The sequence below is a fragment of the Taklimakanibacter deserti genome, from assembly GCA_003574785.1.
On the sequence record QORU01000006.1, the window covers coordinates 365,493 to 378,012 of the forward strand.

Sequence of the window (12,520 nt, forward strand, 5' to 3'; positions counted from 1 at the left end):
GAGCCTCTTCACCCGCTTGTCTTGTTCGGATCGCGCCAGGCCCGTTCGAAAGGCAAGCGCCAGGCATGCGGTGCTATGAGCTGGTGGATCGCTTTCGGTCCCCAGGAGCCCGGCTGATAGAGGCTGACCGGCGGCGGGTTTTCCAGAAGCGGGGTCGAGACTTCCCACAGGCGCTCGATGCCTTCGGCGGTGGTGAACAGCGTGTGGTCACCGCGCATGGCATCGAGGATGAGCCGTTCATAGGCTTCCAGCACGTCACCGATCCAGCCCGTCTCGTGCATGGCGAACTGCATGCTGAGCTTGTCAAGCCGCATGCCGGGACCCGGCCGCTTGCCATAGAAGGAGAGCGACACCTTGGACGCATCGGCGAGGTCGAAGGTCAGATGGTCCGGTCCCTGCGCGCCGACGCCGGAGCCCGCCGGGAACATGCTCTTGGGCGGCTCGCGGAAGGCGATGGAGATGATCCTTTGCCCTTCCGCCATGCGCTTGCCGGTGCGCAGGAAGAAGGGCACGCCGGCCCAGCGCCAATTGTCGATGGCGCATTTGAGGGCGATGAAGGTCTCGGTGTCGGATTCGGGATCGATCCCCTCCTCCGACCGGTAGCCGGCGAACTGGCCGCGCACCACATCGCGAGGATCGAGCGGCAGCATCGAGCGGAAGACCTTGTTCTTCTCCTCGCTGATCGGCTTGGGCTCGAGCGCGGTCGGCGCCTCCATCGCCATGAAGCCGAGGATCTGAAAGAGATGCGTCACCACCATGTCGCGATAGGCGCCGACGCTTTCATAAAAGCCGGCGCGCTTGCCGAGATCGAGCGTCTCGGGCACGTCGATCTGCACATGGTCGATGAAGTTGCGGTTCCAGATCGGCTCGAACAGCCCGTTGCCGAAGCGGAAGGCGAGGATGTTCTGCGCCGCTTCCTTGCCGAGGAAATGATCGATGCGGAATATCTGCTCTTCCGCGAACACCTGGTGCAACTGCGCGTTCAGCGAGACGGCGCTGGCGAGATCGGTGCCGAAGGGCTTTTCCATAATGATGCGGCTGTTGGCGACGAGCCCGGCTTCGCCGAGAAGGCGCACCGCGGCCAGAGCCGCGGCGGGCGGCACGCTCAGATAATGTATGCGCCGGCTGTCGCCGCCGAGCGACTTCTCGGCCACCTCGACTGCCGCCTTGAGCGCCGGGGCGCCGGCCGAGAGGGGCACGTAGCTTAAAGTGTCGGCGAAGGCCTTCCAATCGGCCTCCTTCACTGCCCGGCTCGAGAATTTCTCGAGCGCCTCGCGCGCCAGCTTGCGGAAACCGTCGGTGTCGAGATCCTCGAGCGCCATGCCGATGATCCGGCAGCCGGTGATGAAGCCTGAGCTGCACAGGTGGAACAGCCCGGGCAGCAGCTTCCGCCGCGAGAGATCGCCCGTCGCCCCCACCAGGATGAGCACTTGCGGATGCTTTGGACCCATCCGGGATGCGTTCTTCACCATTGCTGCTGGTCCCCTCGGTTCACCTGCGGCGATGATGGAACGAAATTCGTGCCAACTTCAAGACGGTACGTCCAGGCTGACCGGATTGACATCTCCTCTCCGCCGCGTGATGAGTCCGCCATTGTACTGGGGGCCAAACGAATAATGCCTGACAAGCGAGCCAAAGACATTCTGTTCAATGCATACTGGAAAACGGGCTGGAAGTCGGATGCAGATCGACAACTCGACCCGACTGAATTCGCTTACGCGAAGAGCAAGCGCTATATGTTCGATGCGATCTCGCTCACGCATGATCAGGCTGTCAATCAGCTTCTGTCGGAGAAGAGGCTCGCCGACAAGACCAACATATCAAACGCCTTCTTGGCGAGTCTGGGCACGCGTCGCCTGGATGCGAGATCGGCGCTCGGCAGCTATGGCTTCGCCGCGAATTTTCCTTCCCATACAATTGCTTCTGTTCCAAATAGGCTGGTGCCGTCCGGAGCAAGATGTTGCCAATATTGCGGGTTCTACGAATTCCCCTCGCCTGAGGAAATCGATCTCAACGTTTTGAATTTTGAGCGGCACAAATGGGGCGGTGTACGGCGTGATGACCTCGCATATGCGTGGTTGGATTTGTCTCTTTTCCGTGAGATCGAGCCACAGCATCCGACAGATGCCGACAAACGCGTGATGCGCCAGATACTGAAGGTCGCCGCGTCTCTTCCACCTACAGCTACTGCAAGTCTCCTGGAAAAAGCACTGGCTGGACTTTTCGCTTCGTCCAAATATGAACGAAGGGTACTGATCGAAATCCTTTGTATCTGCGGCATACTTCAGCCGAAGAACCGCAGCGGATACTTTGGTGAATTTACATTAGCCTTCGAGCGTGAGCATACGAGCCAGCATTATAACGACTGGCGCTATCCCGCGATGTGGTGGCGCGGTTCCGATGGCATAAATCCAACAGCAGTTGAAGCGTATTTTTCCGATCTCTGAGTGTCGGCCGACGAAATGCTCTCTCATTTCACATCGCAGGGGCCATTGGTTCGAGTCCAGTATCGCCCATCATCCGCCCGTTCTGATGTGCCATAGTCACGATCGCGCCACCTCGAGCACTACCCGTGCGTTTGGGGTTATGTAAGTGCGAGCCTTGGGGGTTATCTCAATCACCGTGTGCCTGGGATGTTCGCGGCGACTGCTGAATTCAAGGTCAGGCGAAGACCGTAAGCCGGCATCATGCAACATACACAACGCATCTGTCAGAGGCTTACCTACAACATCAGGGATCAGAACGGATAGGCCGGTAGCGAGGACTAGGTTTATTTCTGTTCCACGATTGACCTCTTCGCCAGCCGCTGGAGATTGGCTCAAGGCGATATCCTTCGGTTGCTCGCTATCCTGGTAGGCCAGTTCTCCTATCAAGAGTTCCTCTTCTTCCAGTAGCAGCCTCGCCTCCTTGAGCGGTATGCCAGCTAGATTAGGCACTTTGTGCTTTACGCGGCTTCGAGGCGGATCCCAACGGTCTTTCGGATCGAGGGGCCCTTGTTCAAGGCCAAATGCGGCTCGGCGCAAGTGAACGGCTTCTTGATGAGTAAGGCCAAAGCGATCCATCGTCTCCTGCAGCTGCATACGCAGCACGTCTGCCCGCCGCAAGCGGGGCATGGTGGCGACAATTCTGTCACGAACATCAGACCTCACGCCGTCTATGTCCTGAACCAACTGATTATCCGGATGGCCCGGGAGCCCGATCTTGTTAGCGATGCGGCGGGATAGGAATTGCGTTTCGAGCATGCTTACCGTGTCCCGGGGGTAACGGTGGGGATCATTAACGCTCTGAAGCATCGCGGTGCCGATCTCTGCGCGAAGCCTATTTGCCTGCTTAACCAACATCGTACCCGCAGTTATGCCCAAATTAGACCACTCAGGCCTGGTCCTTTCAATGAGGACGGCTGTACCAATCGGACGGACAGAGACCCGTTCAGGAGGACAGCAGCACACTCCGCGGCCCGTTATGAAAAGCGTTGCAGGGACCTCAGTAGGTACCAAGCCGCTCTTGCGCAGAAAAACGAGAAGATCGATTTTTACACTTAGTGGAGGCAAGCAGGCTCGAATGACAGTATCATCGGGAAATTCCTGGTCTCTCACGAATTGGGGGCCAACTTTCCCGGTGACGCTTACTTGGTTCAGCTCGGTGCCCATGACCACTTCGGGCGCTGTATATTGCACCGGTGCTTTGTTCATTTTACTACCAGGCGAATCGATCTCGGACGGAACAGTCTGAACCGCCTTAACCTCTGCACCATTGCGATCGACGTCAATTTCCAGCCCTGGTGGCGCTGTGTAGGTCGCCGTATAATCCCATGAGTGGTAATCTATATTGTATGCCGTTGCATCCGGCGGCCCATATCCTGCCGCTTTAGGGTCCTGCGGAAACGATGCTTGGAGATGCACTAATTTTTCTGATCTGCCGTGTTGTTTCTCCCAAGCGATATGAGCTGTTTCCAGATACGCCTCGACACAGAATTCTTGCACCTCTTTGGGTCGCATGACGACCAGAAAGACTTCCTGTATTCCTTCAAGTTCGCGTGGTCCATTAACAAAAGTATGCTCAGTTTGAACAATATGGGGCCGGGGAAGAACGAAGAAAACGGCCCGATTTGTGCCCAAATGGTAGCTCGTGAACTGATGATACATCTGCGTGAGTTGTGTAGTATGGGAGAACAGCTCTCGCATCTCCCGCGATTGGTCGCTCGAACGGAGATTGGAATATTCCTGCTGAGTTACGTCTTTTGTACCCCATTCTCCCTGAACGGAAATCCCAGCTCCAGCTCCTCCGGGCCCCTTCGCTTCAAGGCTGCCTCCTTTGAAAACATCCAAGACTTCATGAGATTGTGTTGTAGTCATCCCTTTTTGGACTTTGATGCCAGAAAGGGATCGTGACATGACTTCGCCAGTTTCGGAGACAAGTTCGTACACCTCGCGCTTCTTGGGTTCGAAGTCCATAAAGTAGGGATATTTGGATTTGTCGCTGGCAGCGGAGCCCGTTGGCTTGAGCGATACCTCGAGAATCGCTCCATAGCAGCCATAATATTCGTTTAGTGAATCGATTCCCAATTGAGTAACGCTAGTGTCGCTAAAGGGAGTTATTTTGGTATCAGGAGGAATCCCCAGTTGTTGCCTGATTTCGTCACCCACCTGCAAACCGGTGATAGTGCACGCAACCTTCAGGTATGAGACGATCATGTTCTCATATGTTTGGTGTTCATCTGGAGGTTCGTATGAGAAGATGGCGACAGAGGAGCGCCAGCGATATGGAAATACCCGGTCGCAGACCTTTTCATCAATCATGTCCGCACTGACGCAAAGCCGCTTCCACGGGATATCAACGGGTAGAGAGAGAGCGCTAATCGTCATGAGATCCTCCCATCCAGGGTTCGGAAACAGCGCGAGAAGAAGAAGCACCGCGGATGCAACTCCCCAGCGCACATGCCGCCGGTTGACGCCTTCTATCGGGGACTAATGAAGGGTAAGAGCTTGATACCTTCAGGCTGTGCTGCCCAGCCTTTTGCAGACTCGGCTTCAACCGGGATGCCTCTAACATCGATGAACTCCTTATCCCACCATGCCCGCTTCCCTCTCTCGCCCCTCCAACCGGTCCACTGATTGGGAAACGCTTCTTCTATTCCAATGAACTCTGGCTCTCCCGTCCACCTTGAAACTTTATGCCCCGCCTGAACAGCCGGTAGCTCACTAAGGTGCGAACGCGCCATCCAATCTTTTGTGGTGGGATTTACTAGGAAACGTAGGGGATGTTCCGGGTCCGCGAGGATCATTTTTAACGCGCGATTCATCGCGGCTTCTCTACCTACGTTCCATCCCGGGTGTGCGGCGTAAAGCCTGGAGTAGTTGACCTTGCCACCACTTCCCAGACTCAAAAGACCAAAATACATTCCGGCGTGAAGTGCTCGATCTGCGTCGCCCGTCAACACGTATATCGTCAGATAAGCAGGTCCGGAGTAAGGATCAAAGATAGTTGATGTGTGACTGACTAGCACATCGATTTGTTCTGCCTCCTCGGCGGACACCCCGCCAAATAGCCCCCCAGTTATCTGGATAGCACCAAATCCAATTGCAGTGCCTCCTCCGAAGGCTGTGACGAAAGCACCCGCGACTGCAAGACTACTGCCCCCTGACGGAACAGCGAGGATTGCACCACCGACTACAGCTATTCCCAAAACAACATTGGTCACGCCGCGTTCCACCGCTGACGCTTTGAAGAGATCCGGGCGCTGAGCAGCCAGGTTCGCCATAAAGGCGGCCCTGTACTCGGGTCTTTCTGTGGCACGCAGTACCGCAATGGTTTGCCTAACGAAATCGTCTGAGGCTTTTTTGTCAGTGCCGCGCGGATCTACGAAATCCGCGGGATTGTGAAGCGCATAGAGATACGGCGATGGACCGTCCGCATAGAGTTTCGGGTCGCGTGAGATGAACAATCCGTGTTCCGGGTCGTAAAGCCGTGCAGGGGTTTCATATAGACCGAGCGCAGAAAGCAACGGCATTGCTCCGAATATCGGATCTGATTCCGCCACACTGACCGAAAACGGTGTGATACCGTCGGCCATGAAGCGCGACTCTTTGCCAAAGACATCGAAGCGGTCGCGCTCCACCACGGCTCCGGTGGCGTCCGTGACGAAGAGGGTCGAGAACAAGCCATCGAAGTGAAGTGTTGTCGTGCTTCCGGTTGTTCGCTGCTCGATCGGTGAAGGCCAGAGTGGATGTGGCGTCATCTGGCGCACACCAGCAAGTGGAAATCTCTCCTCATGAACCCACCGGCTGCCCCTGAACCAACGCTGATATGTTTGTCCGCCGACATCCATTCTCGCAGGCCGCGATAAAGGATCATAAGTAAACTTGGCTTGCACGGAGCCCGATGCGGCTTCCCGAATTTGTACGATCCGGCCCAATGCATCAATGTCGTAGCGGTGCTTCCCATCCTTCTCTCGTGGTCCATCGGCGGAGTACAAGATCGTTTCGGAGCCGATTTGCGTGACCTTGTGCCCGGTCGCATAGTTGTAAAGCGTGTTGATAGAGCTGCTGCTGAGCATAAGCTGTCGCTGCTGGCGGCGGTCGGCGTCGTCGAGTGAGAATGTTTCCTTCCTCTGAGCGGCCGCGCTCGCCTGCTCGGCAGCCGCGATGTCTAGGTCCTGTTCCTGTTGCGTCGCCGCATCGGAAATTTGAGCTAGAGGAAAATCTGAAGACGCATAATTGAGCCGGTCCCGGGAGTCGAAGCGGTGCAATCGATTGCTTTGAGGAGGTCCCAGGAGTTGCATCAGTCGCCGTCGATTCCGCCGGTCATAGCGATATCGACAGGACTCCAGCACCTGCCCCGCCTTCGTGTGCCCAAGTCGTATGAGACGGAGCGCATCATCGTAGACCAGTTCAGCAGTGATGCCGTTTCTGGTGACGATGGAATGTAGCCGGTCCCTACCTGCGTACACAAACTGGGCAATGAATGAGTCGGGAGTCCCGCCAAGCGAGCCAGGTGTAACCAATGATACTTGTGTCGGTCGACCACCGAGATCGACCGTCGTCCGTTCCACGCGACCGTCGGGATAAACGAGGTCAACCTGGCCAGCGAGGTCATCGAACCTGACCTGCAAGGTCTTGCCCTGACTGGATTCAGCAACCAAGCGCCCAACACTATCAAATTTCTGCACAACCGTGTGGTTGGGGAAGGATGCTTGTACTTGGCGGCCGAGCAGATCGTAGGCGAACTCGTGTTTAGGGACGGCAAGGACGACTATCCCGGGCACGCACTCGATGCTTCGCAGCTCACCGCTGTGCGCGTAATAAGTGAACAGAAATTGCGAGCCCGCAGGTGTAGTACGCGTCGCTAGTTGCCCTTGGCTGTTGAAACTCTGTTGCCAGTGCGATCCGTCGGGCAGCACCACATCGACAATACGGCCGATCGCGTCACGATGCCACTGTGTTGTCTCTCCGATCGGATCAACGAAGTGTGTAAGACGACCTAGCAGATCATGTTTGTATTCTGATTTGATGTTTAGACCAGTCGGGTCGAGTAGCTTCTGCTCAAGTTCCCCCAGCAAGCCGTAGCGATATTTGGTGATGACGCCGAGTGGTTCGCGACGCTCCACGATGAGGTTGCGGTCATCATGGACGTGCGTAACTTCGGCCCCACCGGGCGACGTTATCTTCTCCAGCCTGCGGCGACTATCATATTCATATTGCCAGGACGTCGTGCGCGTGCCGCCCGGCTCGATTTCCTTGCGCGTAACGGTGGCCAAATTGTTATTTGTGCCATACACGGTGGTCTCGACATTGCCAAACACATCCTCCGCATGGACAAGGCGACTCACGCCATCATAGTCAAACTTCAGAATGCCGCCACGGGGCATACGGATCCTGCGAAGTCGGTCATCAGGATCATAGACGTACGTAGTGCTGAGCACTTGGGTTCCGCCCGGGTTGTCGTTGATGATGTGGACTCTCTCGCGTATCAATCGGCCTCGCTCGTCATAATCGAACTGCTCACGTGCGAGGATGCGCGTCCCATCACCCGGCTCCTCTTCGACACGGATCTCCCCCAAACGGTCCATTGGCTGCCACTCGAACTTCTTTAGAGCACCGTTTGCAAGTCGCATTTCGAGAGGACGCCGCCAGAGATCTCGTTTCGTTACCTCGGTGACTGTCCCATTCGGCTCTTTGACGCGGCGCAGTGAGCCATCCACATCGTAGGTCAAACGTGTCGTAAGCGCTTCTGCTGTCTCGGCTCCAATAGTTTCCTCCAGCAGCAAACCGCGCTCATCAAAGCAGCGTTGAGCGCGCGTGCCAGTGGGATCGATTGTCTCACGCGCGCGGCCAGCATGATCACGATAGAACTTCGTATTTCGCGGCCGGTTTGTATTGGCTCCTAGGATCAGCTCTTTGACGTTGCCAAGGATATCCAGCCGGTATTCATCAACAATCGCATCCTGGGTGATGACACTATCAGCATAGTCGCCTCTTGGCCGCTCGACGCGAAGCGGTACACCCTCTCTCGTGAAATTCGTGCGCGTTCGAGCGACAGAACCTGCGACTGCGGGGAGCGCCTTCTCCTCAAGTTGTCCTAGCGCGTTGTAAATGAATTCGGTGACAACGCCTGCGGGCTTGGAAACTTTCGCCGGCAGACCAGCAGCATCGTAGGTGTATTCAGTTTTGTAGGCGACCCCGGCCACATCTTGAATCAATGTCTTGATGAAGCCTTCCAAGATCGGAGGCTTCGGCTCGCTGGACCCTGACGGTGGTTGTTGCTGGTCCTTGGGATAGTAGTAGAGTTCGTCACGGACGCCTCCTGGCGAAATCATCGCCATCACTTGTCCGCGGCTATTGGTTTCCAACCGAGTAACACATTCTTGCGTGCCGCCGTCCTCTGGCAGAGTCACCGTCGGCAGCTCGATTCTCCGCAGCCTTCCGGTCGCCCCCACGCCGATGTCATATTCAAATTGTGTAGCTTGATCGTTTTCGTCGCGGATGAGCAGGGGAAGCTGATAGATTGGATCATACCAGCCCTGAAACATCGTACGCTTATCCGGCATTAGCCGGGATTCAAGCGCTACATTCCGTAGATTGCCGCGCGCGCAGGGATCCTGATTCTCGTGATCGTACTCAAAATGGGTCGTGACAGCTGGACCAATCTCTTTCGTCATGTTGCCCTGTGTGTCGTACTCCCACGCGTATACGACCACACGATAGGACCCATCACGGTTGAGCCGGAAGCGATAGTTGATCAGATCTCCACGATAGTTGAATGTATAGGTGTGAAGCGAACCGTCCGGCGGGTGAACAACTGTGCGTCTGGCTAGCACATCGGCGTAGACGGGATCCTCTGGAACATACTGTATTTGTTCGTACTCGAACTGGTACAGAAAATCGCCATGCAGTTGTTGCGTTATCCGGTTGAATGCCCAGCCAGCTTCAGGTCCGCCGTATTCGTTTTGCAGATAGGTCTGGCCTTCAGCGTCGACGACTCTTCGCAAGTTGTGTCGCGCGGCGGGATGGGGGTTGAGAAAGTCATACTCATAACACGTAGTGGCGCCTTTAGGATAAGTGGCGGTCGGTAACGTTTTCACGCCGACGAGATGCTCAATTTCGGGATGGTGCCAATATTCAACACGCCGCTTGCCGCTGTGATCTTCGATCGCTTCCAGGAGGTTGCACGTACCGTAATGGAAGAAAAGGCCACGTCCAGCCTCATCGCGAACATGGTGCAAACGGTTCTCTCCGTCGTACCCGAGTTTGATCCTATTCCGGTGACGGTCAAAGATGTCCAGTAGCGGAATGCGCTCCAGGTTGGACCAGTTTTCGGGATAGGCAAATTCCCAGGTGACGCCACCTGAGTGAGTCAACCTGTACTGTTTTTCGCCAAGGCGTTCTAGACGCTTATGGACTCCGTAGTCCGGCTCAAACGCGTCGCCCGTCCAGCGGAAATAGTCTTCATGTAAGCTTCCGCTCCACAGGGCGATGCCGCCATCGGATAATTCACGCAAATATACGTTGTAATTGTGATCCCAGTTAAAGCCCCACGGACCAAAATATGGAAGCCCGCTGCGGTACATGCGCACCAAGCGCAGGGGGAGGAATGGCGTGGGGATGTCGAAATCAACCTCGCTGATCGTTAGAGCGCCCGTGAAGAGATCGACCGGATCGCCATCACCGACGGGCAAGAGAGCTATTTGGCCAGAGTGACTCCAGCTCCGCTGCTCCGGGAGCGGTTCATTGACCAGAAGACGACGAATCAATTCTGAGTCATCGGGCGGGGGAGGCGGACCAGCCGGTGACGTAGGTTCCAGACGCTGGGGAATTTCCTCTGCAGGAATAGGCTCGGTTGGATCGTACACGCGATAGGGTGCTGTCTGGAGCGTAACGTGCGCAGGTTTCGGACGTATGCTGAGCAGCCCCCAGACTTCGACATCCGGCGCGCCTTGGTGCTCGGGTGTGTCAGATTCGGGAGGCGGAACATCGGGATTCGTCGCCGTTGCCTTGGTGACGCGCGTCGGCTTTGGTTTCGGCTCCGGGGTACCGCCATGGATTAACTTGAACTCCTCGCAGGCCCGCGTAAGAAGCTGCCACGTGTTCTTCTCGGAATCCTCCTTAAACACCAGTTTGCCTGTCGGCGTGCCCAAGGCGTCTCGTTCGACGTTGTTGTTGTAGAATTCTTCCGCCGCCGAGCAGGGATCCTTGTAGTGGCCTTCCCCGTAGAGCTTTTTCAGATCAAGCGAGATCTGGCGCAGCCACCACTCCGTAGATCCTTCGGGAGGAGATGAAAGGCTATCGGCGTATCCCTCGGGCATGTCTCGATTTCTCTCGACCCCGCGTTGCCGTCCTTTCAACTACTATATCACCTTTTCGAGTTGATGCCCGTGTTACGGCGGTGCCGCAGGCTTTATTGCCGAGCCGCCTTCCCAAACAGCGAGGCTGAATTGGATTTTGAAATCATCAAACGACCAAAACCACAACTCATTTCAAAATGTTACTGCCTGGCTAGATACACCTTGCCCAGCTCGACACTGCGGTCAGCCCAACGAAGGTGCTCCAAGACTAGTTCACCTCGATGGGGCACCCCTGTCCTGGACTCTGCCAACGAGTGACGCCTTGGCAGCCTATGTGATCTCCGAGGTCGAAATCCGCGACCGTGAATCGATGGACTCCTATCGCCGCCTGGCGGCCGACAGCATCGCCCGATATGGCGGGCGCTACCTGGCCCGTGGCGGGACGGCGGAGCTCATCAAAGGCGGTCCCGCTCGCAAGACGATCATCGTCGAATTCCCGACTATGGCGATTGCCAAGGAATGGTATGCATCACCCGCCTATGCCGAGGCGCTCAAATTCCGCCCCCACGCCCTCGACCGGCGGCTGCTCTTTGTCGAAGGCGTGCACCCCGTTGCGGGTGGCTAGCTTTTGCTATCGACGTCGGTGATGGCGTCAGCGAAGGCTTGCGGGGCTTCCTGCGGCAGATTGTGCCCGATGCCCCCCGTGATGGTGCGGTGCGCATATGGGCCGGAGAACATCTTTCGGTAGGCATCCGGCTCGGGATGGGGCGCGCCATTGGCGTCGCCTTCGAGCGTGATCGTGGGCACGCCGATGACCGGCGCCTGCGCCAATCGCTTCTCCAGATCGTCGAATTGCGCCTCGCCCTCCGCCAGGCCCAACCGCCAGCGGTAATTGTGGATCACGATCGCGACGTGATCGGGATTGTCGAAAGCGGCGGCGCTCTGCGCGAAGGTGGCGTCGTCGAAATTCCATTTCGGCGACGCCAGCTGCCAGATCAGCCTGGCGAAGTCGCGCGTATATTTCTCGTAGCCGGCGCGGCCGCGATCGGTGGCGAAATAATATTGATACCACCATTGCAATTCGGCCTTGGGCGGCAGCGGCAGCTTGCCGGCCTGCTGGTTGCCGATGAGATAGCCGCTCACCGAGACCAGCGCCTTGCAGCGCTCCGGCCAAAGTGCTGCGATAATGTCGGCAGTCCGGGCACCCCAGTCGCAGCCGCCGATCACGGCCTTGTCGATCTTCAGCGCATCCATCAAGTTGATGATGTCGACGGCGAGCGCCGGTTGCTGGCCGTTGCGCATCGCCTCCTTCGCCAGGAAGCGCGTCGTGCCATAGCCGCGCAGATAAGGCACGATCACCCGATAGCCTTTCGCCGCCAGGAGTGGTGCCACGTCGACATACATATGGATGTCGTAAGGCCAGCCATGCAGCAGGATGACGGCTGCGCCGTCGGCAGGGCCTGCTTCGGCATAGCCCACCTTCAGGACACCGGCCTCGATTTCCTTGAGCGCGCCGAAGGAGGCAGATGCTGCCTGCGCCGGCTGACTTATGCCGAGCTCGATGGCGGCAAGGGCAATGGCCGCAGCGCCGACAATGCGCCGGCGCCGGTGATCGATGGTCTCGCGAGATTTCATTGCGTCCATGATGAACCGCTTTCTCAAAAGATAAATGACAACAGGCGATCGGTGCTCATTCTACACCGATCGCCCGATCTGGGAGGAAGACGAGACGGCAAGCCG

General features: G+C 56.9%; 6 protein-coding genes. 2 read left to right on the plus strand and 4 right to left on the minus strand.

Annotation, left to right across the window (positions count from 1 at the left end; translation table 11 throughout):
• Positions 1 to 8: 8 nt before the first annotated feature.
• Positions 9 to 1,472: a glucose-6-phosphate dehydrogenase gene (gene zwf / locus DS839_RS15060; protein WP_119271167.1), complete on the minus strand. Its 1,464-nt coding sequence runs from the start codon at positions 1,470 to 1,472 to the stop codon at positions 9 to 11.
• Positions 1,473 to 1,616: 144 nt separating this feature from the next.
• On the opposite strand from zwf, the gene DS839_RS15065 reads away from it, so the two are divergent.
• Positions 1,617 to 2,447 carry a hypothetical protein gene (locus DS839_RS15065; RefSeq protein WP_119271169.1) on the plus strand — a complete coding sequence of 277 codons (831 nt, stop codon included), beginning with the start codon at positions 1,617 to 1,619 and terminating at the stop codon, positions 2,445 to 2,447.
• Positions 2,448 to 2,543: 96 nt separating this feature from the next.
• On the opposite strand, the gene DS839_RS15070 is transcribed toward DS839_RS15065, so the two are convergent.
• Together DS839_RS15070 and DS839_RS15075 are read right to left on the minus strand one after the other, a co-directional pair.
• Positions 2,544 to 4,865, minus strand: a complete 2,322-nt coding sequence (locus DS839_RS15070) for a PASTA domain-containing protein (RefSeq protein ID WP_119271171.1) — start codon at positions 4,863 to 4,865, stop codon at positions 2,544 to 2,546.
• A 92-nt stretch (positions 4,866 to 4,957) separates the two neighbouring features.
• On the minus strand, positions 4,958 to 10,801 hold the full coding sequence (locus DS839_RS15075; RefSeq protein WP_119271173.1) for a DUF6531 domain-containing protein: 5,844 nt from the start codon (positions 10,799 to 10,801) through the stop codon (positions 4,958 to 4,960).
• 301 nt (positions 10,802 to 11,102) lie between these two features.
• Between DS839_RS15075 and DS839_RS15080 the strand changes: the two genes are divergently transcribed.
• Positions 11,103 to 11,405 (plus strand): DUF1330 domain-containing protein, encoded by a 303-nt coding sequence (locus DS839_RS15080; RefSeq protein ID WP_119271175.1) that lies wholly within the window; start codon positions 11,103 to 11,105, stop codon positions 11,403 to 11,405.
• On the opposite strand, the gene DS839_RS15085 is transcribed toward DS839_RS15080, so the two are convergent.
• The gene (locus tag DS839_RS15085) at positions 11,402 to 12,424 is read right to left on the minus strand and encodes an alpha/beta fold hydrolase (protein WP_119271177.1); all 1,023 of its coding nucleotides are present in this window, start codon (positions 12,422 to 12,424) and stop codon (positions 11,402 to 11,404) included. The two genes, DS839_RS15080 and DS839_RS15085, sit on opposite strands and share 4 nt — an antisense overlap.
• Positions 12,425 to 12,520 lie beyond the last annotated feature (96 nt).

Excerpts from the sequence above, each read along its gene's own strand:
- DS839_RS15070 (WP_119271171.1), bottom strand. The coding sequence starts at position 4,865 with ATGACGATTAGCGCTCTCTCTCTACCCGTTGATATCCCGTGGAAGCGG.
- DS839_RS15075 (WP_119271173.1), bottom strand. The coding sequence starts at position 10,801 with ATGCCCGAGGGATACGCCGATAGCCTTTCATCTCCTCCCGAAGGATCT.
- DS839_RS15085 (WP_119271177.1), bottom strand. The coding sequence starts at position 12,424 with ATGGACGCAATGAAATCTCGCGAGACCATCGATCACCGGCGCCGGCGC.
- zwf (WP_119271167.1), bottom strand. The coding sequence starts at position 1,472 with ATGGTGAAGAACGCATCCCGGATGGGTCCAAAGCATCCGCAAGTGCTC.
- DS839_RS15065 (WP_119271169.1), top strand. The coding sequence starts at position 1,617 with ATGCCTGACAAGCGAGCCAAAGACATTCTGTTCAATGCATACTGGAAA.